Here is a 21,312-nt window from a genome sequence, read left to right on the forward strand (position 1 = left end):
GTTTTCCGCCTCCCCGTGGGCGCTGCGCGCCACGCAAAAGCGGCCGTGTCTCCCCGAATGCACTTTCGGTACTGCTCCGGAGACTCTCGGGCAGAGGCATTGCGCCCGCGGCGCGGCGGCGGATGGGATGCCGTACACCCGTCCGCTCATCCATGGACGGGGCGCCGCCGACTTTGGCCGAAGGCCAACCGGAGGCGGCGCGGGGGTCGCAGGGGCGCAGCCCCTCGTGCCCTTCTTTGGTTCCTTTCTTGGGCAAGCAAGAAAGGAACTCGCTGTCGGTCGACTACCGACATACTGCGCCGCTCGATGAGCGGCAAATCTAAAACCGCCGTCGACCGGCCACCGACAACCTCCGCCGCTCACTGAGCGGCAAATCCAAAGCGGCCGCCGGCCGCCAGCCGACAATCTCCGCCGCTCCTTGAGCGGCAAATCCGGGAACCCCGCCCTTGACAAAACGCGCCGAATGTTATACACTTAATTAGTATAGTTTATTCCTTTTGGAAAAGCGCGAACAAAGGAGCGGATTTCATGTATATCACCCTCGAAGCCGACTACGCGGTGCGGATTGTCAACTGTCTGGCGAAGAACGGGAGCCGGATGGATGCCAAGGCGCTCTCCGCCGCGACGGGCGTGACCCTGCGCTTTTCCCTCAAAATCCTGCGCAAGCTGGTCGCGCAGGGGATCGTCCGGTCCTATAAGGGCACGCAGGGCGGCTACGAGCTCGCCCGCGCGCCGCAGGAGATCCCGCTTGGAGAAGTCATCGAGACGGTGGAGGGCCCGATTACGATCAGCCGGTGCGTCGGCGGCGACGGGGAGTTCCAGTGCACCCGCGTCGAGGAGGGGGAATGCCGCTTCAACCGCGCCTACGCCGAGATCGCGAAGCTGGTGCGCGACCGCCTCTACGCCATCCATTTCGGCGAATGACCGCGCCGTTTGCCGCGGGGCTGGCCGCCGGGTGTGTCTGGGCGGCGGCGGACGCGCTGCTGCTGCGCTATGCCGCGAAAAAGGCGGCGAAAGCTCCCAAACGCGCCGGGACCCTTGTCATGCTGGGGTTTGCGGCGCGCTGGTTTTTTACGATCGCGCTGATCGCGCTGGCGCTGTTTTTACCGCAGCTCGACGCAGTGGGAGCGCTGCTGCCGCTGATCGCGCAGAAGCTGCTGCTGGCCCTGCTCGCGGCGCTGCCCCGCGGACAGAAAACAGACGCGCCGCCCTCCGGCGGCGCGCGAAAGGAAGATGGACCAAAATGACAGAACGTGAGAAGATGCTCGCCGGAGAACCGTACGATCCCGGGGATCCCGAGCTGGTGCGGCTGCGTCTGATGATGCGGCAGATCTGCCAGGCCTACAACAATTTGCCGCCCGAGGACGAAGCGGGGCACGACCGCCTGCGCATGCGGATGCTCGGTGCGCACAAGGAGCGCGCCTACATGGAGCCGCCCGTGTGGTTTGATTACGGCGTCAACACCTCGGTGGGCGAGCGGTTTTACGCCAACTTCGGCCTGACCGTGCTGGACAGCGCGCAGGTCATCATCGGCGACTATGTGGAGATCGGTCCCAACGTCGATATCTACACCGCCACCCATCCGCTCGATCCGACCGCGCGCGCCACCGGGCTGGAATATGGAAAACCGGTGCGCATCGGCAACCATGTCTGGATCGGCGGGCATACGGTAATCAACCCCGGCGTGACGATCGGCGACAACACGGTGATCGGTTCGGGCAGCGTCGTGACGCGGGATATCCCCGCGGGCGTGCTGGCCGCCGGAAATCCCTGCCGCGTCATCCGGAAGATCGTGGAGAGCCTGTGACCAAAGGGAACTTTCGAGAAAGTTCCCTTTGGAAACCCTCAAAGCGTCTGGCGCAGGCGGGGCGCTGCCCGCAGCTGTCCGCGCGTCCCGTGAGGAGCGCTAAAGGCCGGCCCAGCCGGGCGGCCTTGTTCATGCGGAGAGTTCCCTTTGGAAACCCTCAAAGCGTCTGGCGCGGGCGGGGCGCTGCCCACAGCCGTCTGCGCGATATGAAAGCAAAGGAAAGCGGCCGCCCTTGCCGGGCGGCCGTTGTTTTTTGTTTATGGTCCCGCGCGTCTGGAGATGCGGCGGTCAATAGTCGATGACGACGAACTCCCCAAGGTTTTCGGGGGCGTCGAGGGGCTTTGCGAAGTCGGCCGGGTAGAAGCACCCGGAGTGGGGCTTTTCGGGCCCCTCGCAGAGCTTGTAGAGGTTGCCGGTAAAGGCCGTGCCCTTAACAGGGGAGAAGCGCGGGTAGTAGGTCTTCATGACGGCGGCGGAGAGGAAGAGGTTTCCGCCCCAGAACACCCCCTGGAGGTCCTCGCCGGTAAACATGTGGAGCGAAGCGGCCTCCGCCGCGACGAGGACGGCGGTGACGTCCTCCGCGCCGCGCAGAATCCGCATGCTCCGGTCGGCGCGGATCAGGAGGGTAAGGGGGGGCTCGTCCCCGGTAAAGCGGAAGACCGCCCGCAATTCGCTCTGCGGGAGCGGCTCCGCCTCAAACGCGAGCAGCTGGAGGGAGAGCCCGCCGTGAGAAAAGCAGACGCGCGCCTGGGAATAGGGCTTGTAATCCCGCTTTTCGAGCGGGAAGGTGGTGAGCTTGGCGACATGGAGCGTCTCGTAGTCGGGCTCGCCGGGAAAGAGGCGGACTTTAAAGGCCATGTAAAAACCTCCTGTAATCAGACGTCGGGCTGCGGGTAACTGCCGTCGGGGCTGTAGATGATGTAGCTGATGACGCCGTTTTGGGAGGCGGCGCCGATCTGGGCGTTAATATCATCGACCGTATACATCTTATTATTCTCGATCGTGTAGGAGGCGGGATACGCCTGCACGAGCACGGTGACGTTTTTGCCCGCGACGTCGGGGGCGATGAATTTGAGCAGGCTGTCGACGGTGCCGCGCGGGTCGAGCACGGGCGCCTCGAGGGAAAAGCTCTCGAGGGTGAAGCCGTCGCCGAACTGAGCGGGCATCACGCCGATGGTCACGTTGTCATTGGCGATCGCGAGGGGATTGGAGCCGTAGTAGGTATTGTTGGCGCCGAGTGCGGCGAGTCCGGAGATGTAGACGCTCACATCGCCGCCCTTGGCCTGCACCTGCTGGTCGATCTGGTCGAGGAAGACGGAGAGCGCGTCCGACCGGGTCACACCCTCCGCGGTCGGGCCGTAGGAGGCGTACTCCTGCCCGTAGCCGGTGGGGAAGCTGACGTTGTCGAGCAGGATCCGTCCCACCCCGAGCGACACGCTCTCGGTGGCGATGTCGATGATATAGGCGCGGGCCAGGTCGGAGTAGGGATTGAGCCATGGCATGCCGCCCTGGTCGGCGGCGTTGTCGAGCCAGAGGATCTCCGTGTTCATGTACTTGATGCCCGCGTCGGGGATCCGGGAGGGCGCGATGGGATCCCGGAAGGCGTTGAGCCGCCCGATGGGGATGAGGTTCTTTTCCTTGAGCTTTTGGCAGAGGGCCCCGAGGTCATAGGCATTTTCCGACTGCGCGCCCGTCTGCGCCACAAGGTCGAGGTCGGACCGGTAGAGGATGTTGCCCTGCTGGTCCTTGAGGTCGAAGAGCACCGCGTTGATCTCGGTGCGGGTGAGCTCGTCGAGCAGTTGGTCAAGCAGGGCGGGATCCCGGATCTGCGCGTTCGTCAGGTAGAGCGCGCGCACGTCGGCGGGGACGGGCGGCTCCGGTTCGGGCTCCGGCTCGGACGTTTCGGCGGGCGGGGGCGCGGGCTCGGCCTCGCTCGGCGCGTTGTGTGAAGCGGCCGCGAGCGCGCCCGAGAAGTAATCGCGGATGGGGCCGTAGGCGTTATAGCCCACGAACGCCACGATAAAGACGGCGGCGGCGACCAGCGCCCCCCGCAGGACGAGCGAGCCCGTCGAGCGCTTGCCGCGGTAGATGCGGTTGTACCGTTTGATCTTGTAATTCTTTGCCATCGTATCACCACCGTTTCAGGATAGGCGCCTTTGGGGGGAGGCCCGTCAGGTCGGGAGCTGGTGGCCGATCAGCCCATAGATCGCCAGGGAGAGGATTCCGATATAGAGCAGCATGATGGGCAGCCCGCGGAAGGCGCGGGGCACGTCGGACAGGGCGATGCGGCGGCGTCCCTCCCGCACGAGCAGCAGGGCAGCGGTGTAGCCGATCCCCGAGCCGAACGCGAAGCCGACGGTTTTGACAAAGCCGTAGCCGCCCGAAAAGGCGATGAGGATGGTGCCGAGCACGGCGCAGCTGAAAGCCGCGTTCGCGGCGTCCCGGCGCAGCGGATAGTGGATGCGCGGGAACCACGCGCGGGTGACGAGATAGAGCAGCGTAAAGACGGCGCAGACGCACGCGAGCGTGGAGATCGACGTCAGATAGCGGATGCCGAGCCGGGTGGAGAGCTGCTGCTCGCGCAGCAGCCGGTTGAGCGGCCACGCGAGCGCGGCGGAAACGACGGTGATAAAGGTGAGCGCCGCGCCGAACGCAAAGATGCGGCGGGGAGCCCCCATCATCAGCGTGTCCCTGCTCGACCCGAGCCCGCGGGTAAAGACCGCGTTTTGCAGCACGGCCGCGGAGAGGGCGATGATCAAAAACTCAGACAGGACGTTCATGGGTTACCTCCATAGAAAACCGGCGGGCCGGTTATTCCGGTTTGGGATTGTGCCGCCGGTAGGAAAAGACGAGCGCCGCGCGCCGCAAAAACCGCACGAGCGCGCTGAGCAGCGCAACGGCGATAAAGCCCGCGAACGCGATCTGGACACCCTCGGCCTTGAAGGGGAGGGGGACCGGCACGCCCCACAGGGAGCCCGCCCCGAGCAGCTCGCGGAAGAAGGCGATGAGGCACATGGCCAGCGCGAAGCCGAGGCTGTAGGCGGCCGCGTCGACGAGCGCCATGACGGGCCGGTCGGCCGGGCGCTCATAGCGGGCGCAGAGGGTCAGCAGGATGGTGTTGACCGAGAGGATGGGCACATAGATGCCCAGCGAGTCGGCGACCTCGGGGGAGATGGGCAGGATGAGCGGCACGCACGCGACGACCACCACCATTGCGAAGAGGGTGTAGACCACGGGCGAAAACCACCTCGGCAAAAACCTGCCGACCAGCGAGGCGAGCAGCACGGTGGGGATGAGCGAACAGGCGAGCAGAATGGAGATCGAGACGCTGCTGCGCAGGCTGGTGGTGACCATCACCGCGAAGGGGAGCGCCAGCCCGCAGCAGAGCACGGGATTCCTGCCGAAGATGCCGTCAAACCAGCGTCCGCGCCTGCGGGCGCGTTTTAGCTTTTCTAGCTTCAAGGTGTTTCCTCCTTATGGCGCGGTGCAGCGATTCGTTGTAGCGGTCGATCAGCGGGACGAACGCGTTCGCAATGAGCACCGCGAAGGGCATACTTTCCTCGTACCCGCCGAAATAGCGGAAGAGCATGGCGACCACGCCCGCGAAGACGCCGTACACCGCCATCGAGGAGTCCCGTTTGGGGCTGGTGACGGGGTCGGTGAGGACGAAGACCGCGCCGAAGAGCAGCGTCCCGGACATGAGTTCGTAAAAGACCGCCTGCAATCCGGTCCCAGCGCGCGGGAAGAGGAGCGTCACCGCGGCGCAGGCCGCGAGGAAGGGCAGCGGGAGCTGCCAGCGCACCGTCCGCCGGAAGATGAGATAGACCAGGCAGGCGAGAATGACGAGGATGTTGGTCGCGCCCATCGGGCCGGGGTAGTTGCCGAAGAGCAGCTCGGTGAGGTTGTTGGTGGGAACGCCGCCGACCTTGAGCACGAAGGCGGGGTTCTGGTAGAGCTGCGCGGTCACCTCACCGAAGGCGGGGATGCGGTCGAAGGGCATGGGATACATGAACACGAGCCCCGGCCAGCAGATCGCCGCGAAGGAGAAGCCCGCCGCCCCGGGGTTGAAGAGGTTCTGCCCGGTGCCGCCGAAGGGGTGCTTGACGATCGCGATGGCGAAGACGGCGGCGGACGCGACCACGTAGTAGGGGATCGTCGCGGGCATCGTCAGCGCGATGATGAGCCCCGTAACCACGGGGGAGAGGTCGCGCGGGTTGGGGCGCCTGCCGCGGATGAGGGTGCACAGCGCGTCGCAGACGACCGCCGTGACGACCGACACGGCGCAGACGATCAGCGCGCGCCCGCCGTAGTAGAGGAACGCCAGCACGCACAGCACGAGCAGCAGGATGATCATATCGGACATGAGCGTCCGGTTGCTTTCGGGAAAGCGGATGTGGGGGGCCGCCCTGCGATTCAGTTTCAACGGTCGTCCCCCCCTTTTTCGGTGGAATCATTTTTGCGCCAGCCGCGCATCGGGTCCGGCTTCTGCGCGCCCGCGGCCGCCAGCGCGGCGGCCGGCTCCCCGGCCTCCTTTGCCGGCGCGCTCTCCTCCGCGACCGCTTCGGGCGGGAGCAGCTCCACCTCCTCGAGGGGAGCGCCGGGCGCGTCGGTGGGGGACACCGTCCGCGCGGCCTCCTCCGGGATGCCCGCGGACCCGCCGCCGGCAACGGCGGGCTCGGCGATAACGGCCTCGGCTGCGACAGGCGCGCCGGAAACGGCTTCGGCGGTTATAGGCCCGGCGCCGGGCTCCGGCGCGGGCTCCCCGGGAATGTCGTTCCCGCCGAGCACCACCGTGACCGGCCGCCCCTCAAAGGCGGCCTGCGCCTGCCGCGCGGCGTCCGCCGCGGCGCGGGCGTTTTCCTTCGCCCGGTCGAGCGCGGCCTCGATGTCGGCGCGCGCCCGTTCGTCCGTTTGGCGCGCCTCCTCGAGGCGCGCCTCATAAGCGTCCTTCGCGGACTGCCTGGCCCGCTCGTACTCCCGCTGGGCGGCCTCGTAGACCTCCAGCGCCCTTGCGCGCGCCTGTGCGTCCGCTTCCTGCGCCGCCTCGTAGACCTTCAGCGCGGCGGCCTTGTCCGCCTCGCAGGCCTCCTGCGCCGACTCATAGGCTGTCAGCGCGGCGGCCTTGTCCGCCTCACAGGTCCGGCGCGCCGCCTCGCAGGTCTCCCGCGCGGCGAGCTTGGCCGCTTCCGCGGCCTGCCGTGCGGCGGCGGCCGCCTCCTTGGCGGCGGCGCGGGAACGCACGCCCTTTTCGAGTTCGGATTCGTAGCTGACCTTCGCGGCGGCCTTTGCCTCGCCGCAGGCGGCCTGCGCCTCGGCGCGGACCCGCTCCGCGCCCGCCTGGAGTTCGTCCAGCGTCCTTTTGAACGCCTGCCTGTCGTCGTCGGAAAGCGCGGAATTGCGCTCGGCCTTCGCCAGCGCCTTCGCCGCGTCCTTTTCGGCGCTCTGCTGCGCCTTGAGCGCGTCGGAGAACGCCTTGTCCGCCGCCTTCTCCTCCGCCTGCATCCGCTTGAGCGCGGCGGCGTCCGCGCGCTCGGCGGCCCGGTCTGCGGCCTCCGCGGCGGCAGCCGCGTCGGAGACCGACTTGTCGGCGGCCTGTTCGGCGGCCTGCCTCTGCCGCTCGGCCTGCGCGAACGCGCCGTCGGCGGCCTGCCCGGCCTCCTGCTTCCGGCGCAGCGCCTGCGCAAGCGCCTCGTCGGCGGCGCGCTGGGCCGCCTGATTCGCTTCGAGCGCCTGCGCGAGGGCGCGGTCGGCCTGCGCGTCGGCGGCACGGTGGTCCGCGAGCGCCTGCGCAAGGGCGCGGTCCGCCTCCCTGTCCGCGGCGGCGTGCGCGGCCGCGGCTTCGCCCCGGCGCTTTTCGTCGGCGCGGCGCGCGGCGGCAAGCGCCCTGCGGTGGTCGATTTGCGCGCGGTGGAGCGCGTAATCGGCCAGGTAGCTCTCATAGTCGGCGGCGTCCTTCTTGGCGAGCAGGGCGGCGTTCGTCCGGATCGAACCGGCCATCGGCTTAAAGCTGCGCGCGGCCTTCTGGACCGTCTCGGACAGGTCGAGCTTGGCGGGGCACATGTAGCTGCAGGTCCCGCAGCCGATGCACATCTGCGCGTCGAGGGTGCGGAAGGCGGCGTACCGCTTTTCCTGGACGGCGCGGTAGATAAAGAAGGGGTTGAGCCCCTTGGGACAGACGTGGACGCAGCGGGAGCAGCCGATGCAGCCGAACCCGAGGCTTTTGAAGTCCTGGCGGAAGGCGAGGACGGCGCGGGTGGAGGGGGTGACGAGGGTGTTCTCGGTGTCGATGACCGAGATGCCGGTCATCGAACCGCCCACGACGACGCGCGCGGGGTCCTCGATGAGCCCGCAGCGTTCGAGCACCTGCGCGACGGTCATGCCGAGGGAGACCTCAAGGTTGGTGGGGTTGCCGATGCAGTCGCCCGCGACGGTGACGAAGGTGGTGGTCTGCGGGCGGTTGAAGAGGACGGCGCGCGCGAGCTGGATGAGCGCGCCCACGCCGATGAGCAGGACGTCGTCGTCGGCCTCGAAGGCCTGCGACGCCTGGTATTCGGCCGGATAGCGTCCGCGGATGCGGCGGACGGAAAAGCCCTCGATCTTCCGCGGGATGCGGATGTCGAGGTCGGTCAGATTTTTATAGACGGCGAACTGCGCCTCCGCGGCGCCTGCCGCGCGCTGCGCGAGGCGCAGGCCGAGGGCGCTGTGCGCGGGGTTCTTGAGCAGGGGGCCGAGCTGGCTGGAGAGGTAGGGCTCGTCGTCGACCGCGTCGGCGATCAGCAGGCGGGGAGGCGTTTGCTGGCAGGCGGCCAGCTTGTCCGCGAGCGGCTGGCCGTCCCGCTCGTCGACGATATGCGCGTCGCGCGCGAGCGAAGCGATCTCCGCCGGCGTGAGGGAATCCGCGTCCCCGACGGGCGGGCGGTCCATCGTCACGCCGATGGTGTCGGCATTGACGAACTCACGCAGGTCCCGTGAGAGCGCGGGCTCTTTATGCTGCTGAAGCAGGATGCCTTTATAGAAAAAACCCGCCATAAGCAACCTCCGATAATCAAAAAATTGCGAAGAACATAAGATAGTGCGGGGGGGAATGTGCGATGGAGTATCAACAGCTCGGCCCGCGCCGCCTGCGGGTGGCGCTCACGCGCGAGGAGCTCGAGGAGCTTGGCCTCAGCTACGACGCGCTCGACTACCGCGACCTGCGCACCCGCTCGCTGCTGCTGACGCTGCTGGAGACGGCGCGTGGCGCGGTGGAGTTCGAGGCGGGCGGCCGCATCCTTGTGGAGGTGGCCCCCGCGGGGGAGGGCGGCTGCGAAATCTGTTTTTCGGGGCTGGGCCGGCGCCGCCCCCAGCGGTGGAAGGTGCGGCGTCATGTCGCCGCGCCCGTCGTCTACGCCTTTGACGACGTCGACGCCCTGATCGAAGGGTCGGTCAAACTGTTCCGGCGCTGCTCCCACCGGATCCTGCGCAGCGCCCTCTACCGCATGGGGAGGGGCTGGCGGCTGGTGGTGCATCCGCTCGACGAGGCGGGCGGGGTGACCCTCTCGCTGCTCGACGAATTCGCGCCGCGCTGCGGGGAGGGGGAGCTGGCCGAGGCGTGGCTCGGAGAGCACGCCGAACAGGTGCTGGACGACAAGGCGGTCGACCTGATCTGCGCCTATTTCGGCTGAGGGGTCAGAGCGCGCCCTCGGCGGCGGCGCGCAGCCCCGCGACCGCGGCGGCGTAGTCGGGCTTCCCGAAGAGGGCGCTGCCCGCCACAAAGACGTTCGCGCCCGCGCGCACGACGGCGGGGACGGTGCGTTCGTCGATGCCGCCGTCCACCTCAATGTCCATCGGGACGCCCAGCCGGCCGCACTCGCGGCGGACGGCCTCGATCTTGGGGCACATGTCCGCCATGAACTTCTGTCCGCCGAACCCGGGCTCCACCGTCATCACCAGCACCATGTCGAGCTGGGAAAGATAGGGGAAGAGGGCTTCGGCGGGGGTCCGGGGCTTGATGGTCATGCCGCATTTTTTTCCCTTCGCCCTGATGGCGTCGATGACGGCCTGCGGATCGCTTTCGCTTTCGACGTGGAAGGTGACGATATCCGCGCCCATGTCGCAGAACTGCGGCGCATAGGTGAGCGGGTCGCTGATCATCAGGTGCACGTCGAGCGGCAGGGCGGTCTTTTTGCGCAGGGAGGCGACCACCGGCAGGCCGATGGAGATGTTGGGGACAAAATGACCGTCCATCACGTCGACGTGGACCATTTCGACGCCGGCGCGCTGCATGGCGGACACCTCGGCCTCGAGGTTGGCAAAATCACAGGCGAGGATGGATGGGGAAATTTTGAACATGGCTGCCTCCGTAAAGTGATCTCCCGCAAATGCGGGGCAAAAGGCACTTTTGGCCTTGAATGTGCACGAATATTATATCGTAATGTGCCGTGGATTGCAAGAAAATAGGGTCAACGGTCGCAGAATTCACAGGGCGTTCACCATTTGGCCATCTCGGGGCGGGAGGGGGCCGCCCGCGCGGCCGGGAAATAAAGGCGCGCGCGGGCACGGAAATCTATTGACAAGGGATGGTAAATTTGCTAAAATTAAATGCGTCGCTTAAAGCCTGCGGGTGTAGTTCAATGGTAGAATGTCAGCCTTCCAAGCTGAAAACGTGGGTTCGATTCCCATCACCCGCTCCATAACCCCCGCGCCTGAGGGCGGCCGATTGTGCGCCAGTAGCTCATCCGGATAGAGCAACTGCCTTCTAAGCAGTAGGTTGGGGGTTCGAGTCCCTCCTGGCGCGCCATTTTCACTTTGCGCCAGGCCTCCTTGAACGCGAAGCGTTCTCGTCGGGCCGAGACAAACGCGCCGTCCCTGAAAACGGGACACGCCATATGGTGGGTATAGCTCAGTTGGTTAGAGCGCCAGATTGTGGCTCTGGAGGCCGTGAGTTCGAATCTCATTACCCACCCCATCAAATTCCCCGGCCGCGTAGCGGGCGGGGAATTTCTCAAATTGGGCCGTCGTCAAGCGGTAAGACACAGCACTTTGACTGCTGCATTCGCAGGTTCGAATCCTGCCGGCCCAGCCATACAAAAACCGACTTGTTTCGACAGGTCGGTTTTTGTATGGTCCACGCCGCCCGGACGGAATCGTCCGTGGGGCGGAAATACGACGGAGAGGGCGTGAACGCCATGTGCGCTGATCAAATGTCCCTGCGGTTCGCGGTCCCGGCGGATTTGGACCGGATCTGCGAAGTGGAGGCGGCCTGCTTCCCGGCGGGCGAGGCGGCCCCGCGGGAGGTCCTCGCCGAACGGCTGAAGGCCTACGCCGGGTCCTGCTGGCTGCTGGAGGACGGGGAGGTCCTGGCGGCCTTGATCAACGGGATGCCCACGGACGAAAAGGACCTGCTGGACGGCATGTACGGGTCGACCGGCTACTACCGGGAGAATGGCCGGTGGATGATGATTTTCGGCGTGGATACGGCGCCTGCGTACCGGAGGCGGGGCTGTGCGGCCCGGCTCATGAAGCGGGTGATCGCGGACGCGAAGGCCGGGGGCAGGGCGGGCGTCGTGCTGACCTGCAAGGAGCGTCTGATCCCCTATTACGAGCGGTTCGGGTTCCGGAACGAGGGCCTGTCCGCGTCGACGCACGGCGGGGAAACCTGGTACCAGATGCGGCTGACCTTTTAGAGGGCCTGCTTAGAAGCCCCCCGCGGACGGGGAAAAGGGGAACAGCTATGTAAAATTTCATCCGCCGGAGGCGGTTCGCTCCGCCGCGGAAACGCCGGTGGGACCGTGGTTTCGAGGGAGATAAGCAATATAATTCTAGAAATATAATGGTTTCCATAATCAGGTAATAACTCCTATAATTTCAGTGGAAGGAGTTGATTGCCGATGACCGTACAGGAACTTGGCCGGAGCGTCAGATTCCGCAGGCAGCAGATGGGCGTTTCACAGGAGAGCTTTGCGGCGAAAGCGGGAATCAGCCTGCGGAAGCTCAGCGACATCGAGTGCGGCAACGGGAACCCTACCTTCGACACGATGGACAGCATCGCCGCCGCGTTCGGCATCCAGATCGAGGAACTGATCTGCGCCGACGTCGAGGTGGACCTGCTGCCCCGGAACGACCTCTCCCGCCTCCAGCCGATGCTGGACCGCCTGCCGGAGGCACAGCAGGAGCTCTTCCTGTCCGCCGCGGAGGGCGTTCTCATCCAGTGGACCGAGCGGAGCAGGGCGGGACATGGCGCCGCCCTATAATAAACGGGGCTTTGATACGGGATATGGAAGAGGGGAGCGGCGTGCCGCTCCCCTTTTTAAATGACCGGGATCATTTGCGCGGGCGGCGGCGGAAGAGCCGCCCCTCCCGGCGGCCCGCTTCCAGCGCGGCGCGCCGGGCCTGCTCCGGGTCCTCCCGCGCGGCGTGCCGCCGGAGGTAATCGCCAAACTGCGCCTCGTCCTCCCGGTCGAGCGCGTCCTCGCCCGCGAGGGCCTCGATGTGGTGGCGGAACTCGTGGCGGACGGTCTTGCGCAGTTCCCGGCGCAGCTGCAACGGCCCCAGACGGCCGAACAGGCGCGCGAAGGAGCCGTAGTAGAGGACGATGCTCCGCCCGAGCGGCCCCTCGCAGTACTCGCCGAGGATATAGAGGTCGTCCTCCCGCGCCGCGGGGTCGCGTTTGGCCTCCTCCAGAAGGCAGACGCCCCCGTTGAGCTCCTCAAAAAAGGCTTCGGGCAGTTCGTCTAGGAGCTCCCCGAGCATCTCCCGCATCTCGTCGATCGATATCATAGAAATCCCCTTTGCACGGCGTTTGTGGGAACAGGATAGCGCGGATCGGCCGAAAAGTCAACCGCGGATGAAAATTCACAAACCGTTCCTTGTGAAAGCGGCGCGCGTGTGGTATACTACTAGCCTAACGATCAAAACAAAGGAGCCAAACACATGAAAAAAATCCTGACGATATTCCTGACCCTCGCGGTCATGCTCACCGCCGCCGCGTGCGGCGCCAAGGAGGAGGGCACGGAGAGTTCCCCGGCGCCGTCTTCCGCCGCTGAGGAAAGCTCCTCCGAGGCCTCGCTGCCCGAGCCGGGCCCCGTCCCGACCGAGGTGGGCGGGGAGGGCCTCGCGCTGATGGAGCAGATGACCGCCGCGCTCGAGGGCACGGGCGATTACGCGGACAATCCCACCGCCTCGATCGAGACGAGCGAGGGGACGATCCGGGTGCGCCTCTTCCCGAAGGAGGCCCCCAAGGCGGTGGAGAACTTCCTCACCCATGCGAGGGAGGGCTACTATGACGGCCTCACCTTCCACCGGGTGATCAACGACTTCATGCTCCAGGGCGGCGACCCGAACGGCGACGGCACCGGCGGCGAGAGCATCTGGGGCGGGCCGTTCGAGGACGAGTTCTCGCCGGTGCTGCGCAATTTCCGCGGCGCGCTTTCGATGGCGAATTCGGGCGCGAACACCAACGGCAGCCAGTTCTTCATCGTGCAGCGCAAGGACGCGCTCTCGGGGATGGGCCTGTCCGACTACCTGCTGAACCTCTATATGAACGACCAGGTCTCGGCCGCGCAGCGGGAGATTTCCGAAATGGCGGCGGGCGGCAAGTCGCAGGAGGAAGTCAACGCGCGGATCGACGAGCTCAACGGCGAGCTTGACGGCAAATATGCGGCGGGAGTCCCGCAGGATTACGCGGACCAGAAGCTCCCGGCGCTCAAAAAATATGAGGAGGTGGGCGGCACGCCCCACCTCGACGATGTGCACACGGTGTTCGGCTATGTGATCGAGGGCATGGACGTCGTCGACAAGATCGCCGCGCTCGACACGGGGGAGACCGACCAGGCGGGCAATCCGGCCGGCAAAACGAGCAAGCCGGTGACCATCGTCAAGGTCACCGTGGAGGAATAGGCCCCCGGACAGGGAGGCCGGGCGGGCCGCGGGCCCGCCCGTTTTTTGTGGTTTGAGGACAGAGAGGGAATGGAATGAAACTGTTTGTAAACGACCGCGGCTTCTATAAGTCGCTGATGCTGATCGCGGTGCCCATCGCGCTGCAAAACCTGATCACCGTGGCCGTCTCGATGATGGATACGCTGATGATCGGACAGCTCGGCGAGGTGCAGCTGTCCGCGACGTCGATCGCCAACCAGCTGTGGTTCATGCTGATGGTCGTCTGCTTCGGCGTGGCGGGCGGCGCCAACGTGCTGATCGCCCAGTACTGGGGCAAGCGGGACGTGGAGGTCATCCGCCGGGTCGAGGCGATCACCTATAAGATCGGGATGGCGGCGGCGGTCGTCTTCTCCTGCGTGGCGCTCTTTTTCCCGCGCCAGTTCATGGGCATCTTCACGACCGAGGAGGCCGTCATCGATTTCGGCGTGCAGTATCTGCGCATCCTCGGGTGGTCCTATCCGTTCTATACGGCGGCGAACCTCACGATCATGATGCTGCGCTCGGTGGGGACGGTGAATATCTCGATCGCCGTCTATCTCGCCTCGCTCGTGGTCAACACGTCGCTCAACTATGTGCTGATCTTCGGCAAGTTCGGCGCGCCGAGGCTGGAGGTGCGCGGCGGCGCGATCGCCACCGTCTGCGCCCGTCTCGTCGAGTTCGGCATCGCGGCGGGCTACCTCTTCCTGAAGGAGAAGAAGATCCGCTTCTCCCTGCGCGACCTGCTCCCGAGCAACCGCGACTTCTACAGGAAGTACTTCACCGTCTCGATCCCCGTCATCGGCAACGAGCTGATGTGGGGGATCGGCACCTCGATCACGGCGGTGGTCATCGGGCGCATGGGCACCAACTTCGTGGCCGCCAACTCGATCTACACGGTGATCAACCAGCTCGTGTCGGTGATGATTTTCGGCGTGGGCAACGCCGCCCTCACCGTCGTGGGCAACACGATCGGCGCGGGCGAGTACGAGAAGGCCAAGCAGCGCTCGGTCACGCTGCTGGCGCTGTCGGTCGTGCTGGGGCTCTTTTCGGCGGCGGTGACGCTGGCGCTCGGGCCGGTGGTCATCTCCTTCTACAACTTCTCCGAGGCGACGATCTCGATCGCCCGGGGGATCACCCGCGTGGGCGCGCTCATCGTCTTCTTCCAGTCGCTCGCGATCACCGGCATGGTGGGCATCCTGCGCGCGGGCGGGGACGCCAAGTTCGTGCTCATCTGCGAGACGGCGTTCCTGTGGGGGGTGGCGGTGCCGCTCGGCTTCGTGACGGGGCTCATCCTCGGCTGGCCCGCGCCCGCCGTCTTCCTCTGCCTCAAGTGCGACGAAATCCTCAAAACGGTGGTCTCGAGCTTCCGCATCCTCGGCTTCAAATGGCTGCGTGATTTGACGGTGCGCGATTAGCCGCGCGAAATTTTGGGGAAAACGTCAAAAAACCGGGGGAGCAGGCGCGCTATTTTTGAAATAGCTTGACAAAACCGGACCCCGTGGCTATAATGAATAACGAATCAATTTGGTCACTGCGTTTTACACGCCGGGGAGAACGAGGTCTCATGAACGACACTGCAAAATCCACCTCTCTCTGCGACGCCAGCGACGAGGCCCTCGCCCTGCGGGCAAAGGGCGGCGACGACGAGGCGCTGGCCATCTTGATCAAGCGGTACGGATCGTTTGTCCACGCGCGCGCGCGTTCCTATTCTAGGGGCGGGCCGGACGCGGACGACCTCTACCAGGAGGGCATGATCGCGCTGCTCAAGGCGGTGCGCAACTACCGCGAGGACGCCCCCGGGCGCTTTAAAACGTTTGCCGCGGTGTGCGTGAACAACAAGCTCATCAGCACCGTGACGGCGCATATGCGCGACAAGAACGCGCCGATGCGCAGCTATCTTTCGCTGGGCGAGGACGTGCCGGAGGAGGCGCTCGCGTCTCCCGGAGACGACCCCGAACAGCTGCTGATCGCGAGCGAGGAAACAAACGCGCGCAACCGGCAGATAGCCACCCTTTTGTCCCCATTTGAACGGCAGGTTTTAAGATTGTACCTCAGCTCCTACTCTTACGACGAGATGTCCCGCGAACTCGGTTCATCCTCGAAAGCTGTTGACAACGCCTTGCAGAGAGTGCGGCGAAAGCTGCGGAGCGTTTTCCAGTGAAAACGCACGCGATCCATTTTGTGACAGTCCCGAGAGGGATTGCATAATAACTACCCTTTGGCGCCATTGGCAGAGCTTGGTTTTCAATCTCGGTCCACGCAGTTCCAGCGGGTAAATCAAATTTTAAGCGAGGTAACCAAAATGTACACTGACAAAACACTGACATGCAAAGAGTGCGGAGCCGAGTTCGTCTTCACAGCGGGAGAGCAGGAGTTCTACGCTGAGAGAGGCTTTGTCAACGAGCCCCAGCGCTGCAAGGCTTGCCGCGATGCCCGCAAGAACAATGCGCGCCCCCAGAGAGAGATGTTCACCGCCACCTGCGCTTCCTGCGGCGGCGAGGCGAAGGTTCCCTTCCAGCCCCGTGAGGACCGTCCGGTCTACTGCTCCGAGTGCTTTGCCAAGATGAAGGAGCAGCAGTAATCTGTTTGCATCTTCCGGCCGCCGTTTTATAACGGCGGCCGTTTTCATGCCCTGAAAAGTTGGATTTTCCCCTGTTCGCGGCGCAAAAAAGATGTTATAATAGCCGCAAGGAACCCGCGGCCAAAAATCGGATTCCCAAAACGGAGGTTTGTAAAATGATCTATACGAAGGATACGCTGATCGGCGAGGCGCTGGACAACGACATGTCCCTCGCGAAATATTTCCTTGAGATGGGGATGCACTGCCTGGGCTGCCCCTCCTCGCGCGGGGAGACGATCGCGGAGGCATGCATGGTGCACGGGGTCGACTGCGACGCGCTGCTCCGCAAGCTCAACGCCACCGACGCCAAGAACGTGCTGGCCTGATGGAACGCCTGCCCAAGCTGGACGCGCGGCTCCTGACCATCGCCTCGATGGTGCGGGAGGGGGCGCGCTGCGCGGATATCGGCTGCGACCACGGATATCTGGTCGCCTGGCTTGCCGCGCAGAAAAAGATTTCCGCGGGCTGCGCCTGCGACATCAACCGGAAGCCGCTGGAAAAGGCGGCTTTCACTTTGTCCGAATACGGCGTCGCCGACCGGGTGAAACTGATTCTGTGCGCGGGGCTCGACGGGCTTCCGGCGGGCGGGGCGGACGACATCGTGATTGCGGGGATGGGGGGCGACCTCATCTGGGAAATCATCGGCAAAGCCCCCTGGACCCGCGACCCGGCGCTGCGCTTCGTGCTCCAGCCGATGACCAAATCCGAGCGGCTGCGCCGCAGCCTCGCGGAGAACGGCTTTGATATCCTGCGGGAGGAGGCGGTGGTGTCGGGAAACTTCCCCTACGCGGTCATGCAGGCCGCCTATACCGGCCGGGCGCGGACACTCACGCCCGCCGAGGCGTACTGCGGAACGCTGCTCGACGACCCGTCGCCCGCCGCGCGGCGGTACCTTGCCAAGACGGCGCGGCTGATCCGCGAGCGGGTGGAGGGGCTGGGACGCGCCGCCAGCCCCGGGGCGGAATACGAGGAACTGCGGGCGCTCTTAAAAGAACTGGAAAGCAGGTGCACGACATGAACGTAAAGGACGTCTATAACGCCATCGACGCGGCGGCCCCCTTTTCGCTCGCGATGGATTTTGACAACCCCGGGCTGCTCGTCGGGGATCCGGACGAGCAGGTGAAGGGCGCGCTCGTCGCGCTCGATGTGACCGACAATGTAATCGACGAGGCCGTCTCGCGCGGCGCGAACCTCATCGTGACCCATCATCCGGTGATCTTCCACCCCATGAAGCGGGTCACCGCCGACACCCTCGTCTGGCGGCTTGTCCGGGCGGGGCTGTCGGTCGTCAGCGCCCACACCAACCTCGACATCGCCAGGGGCGGCGTCAACGACATCCTTGCCGCGCGGCTCGAGCTTGCGGACACCGCGCCGCTTGAGGAGACCTGCCCCGGCGAGGGCATCGGCCGCGTGGGGACCCTCGCGCGCGGCATGACCCCGCCGGAATTCGCCTACTACGTCAAGCGGATGCTCGACCTCCAGGCGGTGCGCTACTGCGACGGCGGCCGCGCGATCGAGCGGGTGGCGGTATGCGGCGGCTCGGGCGGAAACATGCTTGAGGCGGCCGCCGCCGCGGGCTGTCAGGCGTATGTCACCGGAGACGTCAAGCACGACGTGATGCTCGACGCGGTCCACCGCGGAATCACTTTGCTCGACGCGGGGCATTTCGGCACCGAAACGATCGTTCTAGACTACCTCGCGGGCCTCATCCGCGCCGCCGTCGGGGAGGGCGTGCCCGTCGTGATCGCGCGCACGAACGTCGACGTGACGACCACGATTTAGATTTTCGCTCGTCGAGCGGCGAAGTTACCGGGTCCCGCCCCGGCGGGCGGCCCTATTTCTTGGCCGCCCAAGAAATAGGGGAAAGAAACCGCAGGGGGCTGTGCCCCCTTGACCCCCGCGCCGCCTCCGGTTGGCCTGCGGCCAAAGTCGGCGGCGCCCTGTCCACGCATCAACGGACAGGTGTTCAGCATCCCGCCCGCCGCCGCGCCGCGGGCGCAATGCCTCTGCCGGCGAGTCTCCGGAACCGTACCGGAAGTGCTTCCGGGGAGGCACGGCCGCTTTTGCGTGGCGCGCAGCGCCCACGGGGAGGCGGAAAACTGCGCGGCTTCGCCGCGCACGCGCGCAGAGCGCGCGAACGCCCGGAACGGGCGTTGTTTTCCGCCGTGTGTCCCCGGCGAGCCTTCCGATAGCCGTTGTTGAGAGCGCCAGCATCAGCCTCCTACCCGCGTCTGGCTGGACGTGAGCGGAAGGGGGATTCTCAAGGGGGGCGAGCTTTGCGCCCCCATCTTCTTCAAGTGAGCCCCCCTTGAGCGCCCTTCTTCCGCCGACTTCTTGGGCGCGCAAGAAGTCGGCCCGCCCGCCGGGGCGGGACCCGGCAATCCCCGCCGCCGCAGGCGGCACATCTGGAGCGCCCCGAAGGGGTGCGGAAAAAACCCCGCCGGGCGCAGCGCGGCAAATCCAGGACCGCCGCCGGGGCGGGACCCGGCAATCCCCGCCGCCGAAGGCGGCTCATTCAGAGCGCCTCTACGAGGCGCGAAAAAGCCCTCCGGCCCTCGGGCGGAAAACCCAAGAAAGCCCAGGCCGGGGCGGACCCCGGCAATCCCCATCTGCGCCGCTCCCTGAGCGGCAAAAAAGGAGAAGATCATGCCACAGGTATCCCTGATCAAAACGGAAAGCTACGACCCTGCGGAGGTGGAGCGGGCGGTTGCCCGCCACTTTGAGTTGCTCGGAGTGGGGGCGTTTTCGCCCGACGCGCGGGTGACGGTCAAGCCGAATCTGATTATGCGCTGCCCGCCTGAACGCACCGCCACGACCCATCCGGCGGTGATCGAGGCGGTCGTCCGCCAGCTTCAGGCGCGCGGCGCGCGGCGGATCACGATCGCGGACAGCCCGGGCGGGCTCTATACCCCGCAGATTCTCTCCGCCGCCTATGAGGCGACGGGGATGGCGGCGGTGGCCGGACGCACGGGCGCGTCGCTCAACCTGTCGGCGGACTCGCGGAACGTGCATGTCGCGGAGGGGGCCCTCTGCCGCGACTTCGACGTCATCGACCCGGTCGCGGACGCGGATTTCGTGGTCAACTGCTGCAAGCTCAAGACCCACTGCATGACCACCCTTTCCTGCGGGGTCAAGAACCTTTTCGGCTGTGTGCCGGGACTTTTGAAGCCCCAGCTCCACTACCGTTTCCCGGACGGGGAGCAGTTCGCGCGGATGCTCGTCGACCTCTCGCTGCTCGTGAAGCCGGGCCTGACCGTCGCCGACGCGGTCGACGCGATGGAGGGGGACGGCCCCACCGGCGGCAGGCGGCGGCATGTGGGACTGACCGCCGCCGCGAAATACGACGGCCTCTACGCGCTCGATCTCGTATTGGCGGGGCTGATCGGGCTCGGCCCCGACCGGGTGCCCATGCTCGCGGAAGCGGTGCGGCGCGGCCTCTGCCCGGACGGCGTCTCCGGCGTGGAACTGCTCGGGGACCCGCTGCCGCCGGTGATCGAAGATTTCCTCATGCCCGCGAGCAAAAAGCTCAATTTCAGCGGGAGTCTGCCGGGGCCGCTTGCAAAGGCGGTCGACTGGCTGGAGCCGCGCCTCGCCCCGCGTCCGAAGGTGCGGGAACGGGACTGCGTCGGCTGCGGCAGGTGCGCCGAGAGCTGTCCGGCGAAGACGATTGCGGTGACGGGCGGCAAGGCGAAGATCGGCTACGCAAAATGCATCCGCTGCTTCTGCTGCCACGAGATGTGCCCGGTCAGGGCGATCGATATCCGGTCGGTGCCCGTCTTCCGGTTTTTGAGCAAGGGCCGCTGAAGGGGTTCCCCAAAAGAGGAAGAGTGTGTTACAATAGAAAAAACGGCAGGTGATGGCGATGAAGAAAACGGTGATTGTCGACGCGCCCGGCAAGGTAAACCTTGCCTTGGACGTCACGGGGAAACGCCCCGACGGCTACCATACGATCGATACGATCATGCAGGCGGTCGACCTGTGCGATACGGTGACGATCTCCCGCATGTCCGGGAAGGGCATCTACATATCCTGCGACCGGCAGATGATCCCCTGCGACGAGACGAACTACGCCCACATCGCGGCACGGAAGTTTTTTGAGCGGTTCGGCCAGCCGGACACGGCCATCTCGATCGATATTCAAAAGCGTATTCCGGTGCAGGCGGGCCTCGCGGGGGGCAGCGCGGACGCGGCCGGGGTGCTCGTGGGGCTCAACGCCCTCTTCGGGACGGGCGCGGACCGCGGGACCCTCTGTGAAATCGGCGTGCAGGTGGGCGCGGACGTGCCCTTCTGCATCGTGGGCGGCACCCGGCGCGCGCGGGGGATCGGCAACGAGTTCACCCCGCTGCCGCCCCTGCCCGCCTGCCATATCCTCATTGCCAAGCCCGGCCCGGGGATGTCCACCCCCGAGAGCTACCGCCGCTACGACGAGCGCGGCGTGAAGCGCCGCCCCGATATGCCCGCGCTGCTCCGCCAGCTCGAGGCGGGGGAGCTCAGGGCGTTTGCCCGGGGGATGGTCAACGTCCTCGAAGAGGTCGCCGACCTGCCTGAGATCCCCTTCCTGCGGGAGCGGATGTGCGAGGCGGGCGCGCTCGGCGCGCTGATGAGCGGGAGCGGCTCGGCGGTGTTCGGCATCTTCGAGGACCGCGGTCCCGCCAAGCACTGCATGCGCCGGCTCTATTCCCACGCGGAAGCGGTTTTCCTCTCCCGCGCGGTCACCTACGGGGCGGTCGTCCTCGATTTGTTGGACCGGGAGCCCTGAAACCGAAAAGCCGCCTGACAAGGCGGCTTTTTTCGCGGGAAAACGGTTTGCGGCGTTTTAGAGGGTTCGGGCGCGCCGGGACGCGGCCGGTTTTGTGCGCAAAATTTCATCGGAATTTCAGCGTTTCTTCACACCGTGCCGAAAAAAGGCACACACAGGCGCGGTATGCTCTTCTTGCCGGCAGGGAAAGCCGCCGGCTTTTCAGAGGTTTTCCTCCACTGCGCCGGGGCG

23 protein-coding genes and 4 tRNA genes are annotated in these 21,312 nt (G+C 65.8%); 19 read left to right on the forward strand and 8 right to left on the reverse strand.

Annotated elements, in window-relative coordinates:
• The first annotated feature begins 528 nt into the window (after nt 1-528).
• Genes C1A13_RS04280 through C1A13_RS04290 form a run of 3 tightly spaced genes read left to right on the forward strand, consistent with a single transcriptional unit; the run spans nt 529 to nt 1,807 of the window.
• Nucleotides 529-924, forward strand: coding sequence for an RrF2 family transcriptional regulator (locus C1A13_RS04280; RefSeq protein WP_101549430.1), 396 nt, complete (start codon nt 529-531; stop codon nt 922-924).
• Nucleotides 921-1,247, forward strand: coding sequence for an ATP synthase subunit I (locus tag C1A13_RS04285; RefSeq protein WP_101549431.1), 327 nt, complete (start codon nt 921-923; stop codon nt 1,245-1,247). The genes C1A13_RS04280 and C1A13_RS04285 overlap by 4 nt, the downstream gene beginning before the upstream one ends.
• Complete coding sequence (locus tag C1A13_RS04290; RefSeq protein WP_101549433.1) at nt 1,244-1,807, forward strand: sugar O-acetyltransferase; 564 nt, start codon at nt 1,244-1,246, stop codon at nt 1,805-1,807. Before C1A13_RS04285 ends, C1A13_RS04290 begins: the two co-directional genes overlap by 4 nt.
• 288 nt (nt 1,808-2,095) lie before the next feature.
• Here the strand turns inward: C1A13_RS04290 and C1A13_RS04295 are convergent, their stop codons facing one another.
• From C1A13_RS04295 to C1A13_RS04320, 6 genes are read right to left on the reverse strand one after another with little or no spacing between them, the layout of a single operon-like run.
• A complete protein-coding gene (locus tag C1A13_RS04295; RefSeq protein ID WP_101549436.1) occupies nt 2,096-2,665 on the reverse strand; it encodes a hypothetical protein in 570 nt (189 codons plus the stop codon).
• A 17-nt stretch (nt 2,666-2,682) separates the two neighbouring features.
• Nucleotides 2,683-3,933: a putative glycoside hydrolase gene (locus C1A13_RS04300; protein ID WP_101549438.1), complete on the reverse strand. Its 1,251-nt coding sequence runs from the start codon at nt 3,931-3,933 to the stop codon at nt 2,683-2,685.
• 45 nt (nt 3,934-3,978) lie between these two features.
• On the reverse strand, nt 3,979-4,587 hold the full coding sequence (locus tag C1A13_RS04305; RefSeq protein ID WP_101549440.1) for an Rnf-Nqr domain containing protein: 609 nt from the start codon (nt 4,585-4,587) through the stop codon (nt 3,979-3,981).
• A 31-nt stretch (nt 4,588-4,618) separates the two neighbouring features.
• Entirely contained in the window at nt 4,619-5,269 is a 651-nt protein-coding gene (locus C1A13_RS04310; RefSeq protein WP_101549442.1) for an Rnf-Nqr domain containing protein, read from the reverse strand.
• The gene (locus tag C1A13_RS04315; RefSeq protein WP_101549444.1) at nt 5,220-6,230 is read right to left on the reverse strand and encodes an RnfABCDGE type electron transport complex subunit D; all 1,011 of its coding nucleotides are present in this window, start codon (nt 6,228-6,230) and stop codon (nt 5,220-5,222) included. The genes C1A13_RS04310 and C1A13_RS04315 overlap by 50 nt, the downstream gene beginning before the upstream one ends.
• Nucleotides 6,227-8,836 carry a 4Fe-4S dicluster domain-containing protein gene (locus C1A13_RS04320; RefSeq protein ID WP_101549446.1) on the reverse strand — a complete coding sequence of 870 codons (2,610 nt, stop codon included), beginning with the start codon at nt 8,834-8,836 and terminating at the stop codon, nt 6,227-6,229. Before C1A13_RS04320 ends, C1A13_RS04315 begins: the two co-directional genes overlap by 4 nt.
• Nucleotides 8,837-8,898: 62 nt before the next feature.
• On the opposite strand from C1A13_RS04320, the gene C1A13_RS04325 reads away from it, so the two are divergent.
• The gene (locus C1A13_RS04325; RefSeq protein ID WP_101549449.1) at nt 8,899-9,471 is read left to right on the forward strand and encodes an adaptor protein MecA; all 573 of its coding nucleotides are present in this window, start codon (nt 8,899-8,901) and stop codon (nt 9,469-9,471) included.
• Nucleotides 9,472-9,475: 4 nt separating this feature from the next.
• On the opposite strand, the gene rpe is transcribed toward C1A13_RS04325, so the two are convergent.
• Complete coding sequence (rpe, locus tag C1A13_RS04330) at nt 9,476-10,138, reverse strand: ribulose-phosphate 3-epimerase (RefSeq protein WP_101549451.1); 663 nt, start codon at nt 10,136-10,138, stop codon at nt 9,476-9,478.
• A 267-nt stretch (nt 10,139-10,405) separates the two neighbouring features.
• On the opposite strand from rpe, the gene C1A13_RS04335 reads away from it, so the two are divergent.
• The 6 genes from C1A13_RS04335 (at nt 10,406) to C1A13_RS04360 (ending at nt 12,039) form a co-directional block, all read left to right on the forward strand.
• Nucleotides 10,406-10,479: transfer RNA gene (locus C1A13_RS04335), tRNA-Gly, on the forward strand.
• 30 nt (nt 10,480-10,509) lie between these two features.
• Nucleotides 10,510-10,586 (forward strand) — tRNA-Arg (locus tag C1A13_RS04340).
• Nucleotides 10,587-10,677: 91 nt separating this feature from the next.
• Nucleotides 10,678-10,754, forward strand: a tRNA-His gene (locus tag C1A13_RS04345).
• A gap of 42 nt (nt 10,755-10,796) precedes the next feature.
• A tRNA-Gln gene (locus tag C1A13_RS04350) sits at nt 10,797-10,871 on the forward strand.
• A 103-nt stretch (nt 10,872-10,974) separates the two neighbouring features.
• A complete protein-coding gene (locus C1A13_RS04355; RefSeq protein ID WP_172439162.1) occupies nt 10,975-11,472 on the forward strand; it encodes a GNAT family N-acetyltransferase in 498 nt (165 codons plus the stop codon).
• 204 nt (nt 11,473-11,676) lie between these two features.
• Nucleotides 11,677-12,039 carry a helix-turn-helix domain-containing protein gene (locus C1A13_RS04360; protein WP_101549455.1) on the forward strand — a complete coding sequence of 121 codons (363 nt, stop codon included), beginning with the start codon at nt 11,677-11,679 and terminating at the stop codon, nt 12,037-12,039.
• A 70-nt stretch (nt 12,040-12,109) separates the two neighbouring features.
• On the opposite strand, the gene C1A13_RS04365 is transcribed toward C1A13_RS04360, so the two are convergent.
• Nucleotides 12,110-12,565, reverse strand: coding sequence for a metallopeptidase family protein (locus C1A13_RS04365; protein ID WP_146021682.1), 456 nt, complete (start codon nt 12,563-12,565; stop codon nt 12,110-12,112).
• Between the two features lie 153 nt (nt 12,566-12,718).
• On the opposite strand from C1A13_RS04365, the gene C1A13_RS04370 reads away from it, so the two are divergent.
• The 9 genes from C1A13_RS04370 (at nt 12,719) to ispE (ending at nt 21,081) form a co-directional block, all read left to right on the forward strand.
• Nucleotides 12,719-13,684: a peptidylprolyl isomerase gene (locus C1A13_RS04370; RefSeq protein WP_101549457.1), complete on the forward strand. Its 966-nt coding sequence runs from the start codon at nt 12,719-12,721 to the stop codon at nt 13,682-13,684.
• A 74-nt stretch (nt 13,685-13,758) separates the two neighbouring features.
• Complete coding sequence (locus C1A13_RS04375; RefSeq protein ID WP_101549459.1) at nt 13,759-15,117, forward strand: MATE family efflux transporter; 1,359 nt, start codon at nt 13,759-13,761, stop codon at nt 15,115-15,117.
• A 149-nt stretch (nt 15,118-15,266) separates the two neighbouring features.
• Nucleotides 15,267-15,863, forward strand: coding sequence for a sigma-70 family RNA polymerase sigma factor (locus C1A13_RS04380; RefSeq protein WP_172439163.1), 597 nt, complete (start codon nt 15,267-15,269; stop codon nt 15,861-15,863).
• 141 nt (nt 15,864-16,004) lie between these two features.
• Complete coding sequence (locus C1A13_RS04385) at nt 16,005-16,283, forward strand: zinc-ribbon domain containing protein (protein WP_101553177.1); 279 nt, start codon at nt 16,005-16,007, stop codon at nt 16,281-16,283.
• A gap of 155 nt (nt 16,284-16,438) precedes the next feature.
• Nucleotides 16,439-16,648 (forward strand): DUF1858 domain-containing protein, encoded by a 210-nt coding sequence (locus tag C1A13_RS04390; protein WP_101549464.1) that lies wholly within the window; start codon nt 16,439-16,441, stop codon nt 16,646-16,648.
• Complete coding sequence (locus C1A13_RS04395) at nt 16,648-17,340, forward strand: tRNA (adenine(22)-N(1))-methyltransferase (protein ID WP_172439164.1); 693 nt, start codon at nt 16,648-16,650, stop codon at nt 17,338-17,340. The genes C1A13_RS04390 and C1A13_RS04395 overlap by 1 nt, the downstream gene beginning before the upstream one ends.
• Nucleotides 17,337-18,104 carry a Nif3-like dinuclear metal center hexameric protein gene (locus tag C1A13_RS04400; protein ID WP_101549468.1) on the forward strand — a complete coding sequence of 256 codons (768 nt, stop codon included), beginning with the start codon at nt 17,337-17,339 and terminating at the stop codon, nt 18,102-18,104. Before C1A13_RS04395 ends, C1A13_RS04400 begins: the two co-directional genes overlap by 4 nt.
• Nucleotides 18,105-18,968: 864 nt before the next feature.
• Entirely contained in the window at nt 18,969-20,126 is a 1,158-nt protein-coding gene (locus C1A13_RS04410) for a DUF362 domain-containing protein (RefSeq protein ID WP_101549473.1), read from the forward strand.
• Nucleotides 20,127-20,184: 58 nt separating this feature from the next.
• Nucleotides 20,185-21,081, forward strand: a complete 897-nt coding sequence (gene ispE / locus C1A13_RS04415; protein ID WP_172439165.1) for a 4-(cytidine 5'-diphospho)-2-C-methyl-D-erythritol kinase — start codon at nt 20,185-20,187, stop codon at nt 21,079-21,081.
• Nucleotides 21,082-21,312 lie beyond the last annotated feature (231 nt).

Source organism: Anaerotruncus massiliensis (ex Togo et al. 2026), from assembly GCF_900199635.1.
GTDB classification, from domain to species: domain Bacteria; phylum Bacillota; class Clostridia; order Oscillospirales; family Ruminococcaceae; genus Anaerotruncus; species Anaerotruncus massiliensis.

Bases quoted from the DNA above. Each gene is read 5' to 3' on its own strand.
- C1A13_RS04290 (WP_101549433.1), top strand. From the start codon at position 1,244: ATGACAGAACGTGAGAAGATGCTCGCCGGAGAACCGTACGATCCCGGG.
- C1A13_RS04285 (WP_101549431.1), top strand. From the start codon at position 921: ATGACCGCGCCGTTTGCCGCGGGGCTGGCCGCCGGGTGTGTCTGGGCG.
- C1A13_RS04365 (WP_146021682.1), bottom strand. From the start codon at position 12,565: ATGATATCGATCGACGAGATGCGGGAGATGCTCGGGGAGCTCCTAGAC.
- C1A13_RS04410 (WP_101549473.1), top strand. From the start codon at position 18,969: ATGCCACAGGTATCCCTGATCAAAACGGAAAGCTACGACCCTGCGGAG.
- C1A13_RS04390 (WP_101549464.1), top strand. From the start codon at position 16,439: ATGATCTATACGAAGGATACGCTGATCGGCGAGGCGCTGGACAACGAC.
- C1A13_RS04295 (WP_101549436.1), bottom strand. From the start codon at position 2,665: ATGGCCTTTAAAGTCCGCCTCTTTCCCGGCGAGCCCGACTACGAGACG.
- C1A13_RS04325 (WP_101549449.1), top strand. From the start codon at position 8,899: ATGGAGTATCAACAGCTCGGCCCGCGCCGCCTGCGGGTGGCGCTCACG.
- C1A13_RS04355 (WP_172439162.1), top strand. From the start codon at position 10,975: ATGTGCGCTGATCAAATGTCCCTGCGGTTCGCGGTCCCGGCGGATTTG.
- C1A13_RS04380 (WP_172439163.1), top strand. From the start codon at position 15,267: ATGAACGACACTGCAAAATCCACCTCTCTCTGCGACGCCAGCGACGAG.
- C1A13_RS04395 (WP_172439164.1), top strand. From the start codon at position 16,648: ATGGAACGCCTGCCCAAGCTGGACGCGCGGCTCCTGACCATCGCCTCG.
- C1A13_RS04280 (WP_101549430.1), top strand. From the start codon at position 529: ATGTATATCACCCTCGAAGCCGACTACGCGGTGCGGATTGTCAACTGT.
- C1A13_RS04370 (WP_101549457.1), top strand. From the start codon at position 12,719: ATGAAAAAAATCCTGACGATATTCCTGACCCTCGCGGTCATGCTCACC.
- C1A13_RS04375 (WP_101549459.1), top strand. From the start codon at position 13,759: ATGAAACTGTTTGTAAACGACCGCGGCTTCTATAAGTCGCTGATGCTG.
- C1A13_RS04400 (WP_101549468.1), top strand. From the start codon at position 17,337: ATGAACGTAAAGGACGTCTATAACGCCATCGACGCGGCGGCCCCCTTT.
- C1A13_RS04305 (WP_101549440.1), bottom strand. From the start codon at position 4,587: ATGAACGTCCTGTCTGAGTTTTTGATCATCGCCCTCTCCGCGGCCGTG.
- C1A13_RS04360 (WP_101549455.1), top strand. From the start codon at position 11,677: ATGACCGTACAGGAACTTGGCCGGAGCGTCAGATTCCGCAGGCAGCAG.
- C1A13_RS04320 (WP_101549446.1), bottom strand. From the start codon at position 8,836: ATGGCGGGTTTTTTCTATAAAGGCATCCTGCTTCAGCAGCATAAAGAG.
- ispE (WP_172439165.1), top strand. From the start codon at position 20,185: ATGAAGAAAACGGTGATTGTCGACGCGCCCGGCAAGGTAAACCTTGCC.
- C1A13_RS04300 (WP_101549438.1), bottom strand. From the start codon at position 3,933: ATGGCAAAGAATTACAAGATCAAACGGTACAACCGCATCTACCGCGGC.
- rpe (WP_101549451.1), bottom strand. From the start codon at position 10,138: ATGTTCAAAATTTCCCCATCCATCCTCGCCTGTGATTTTGCCAACCTC.
- C1A13_RS04385 (WP_101553177.1), top strand. From the start codon at position 16,005: ATGTACACTGACAAAACACTGACATGCAAAGAGTGCGGAGCCGAGTTC.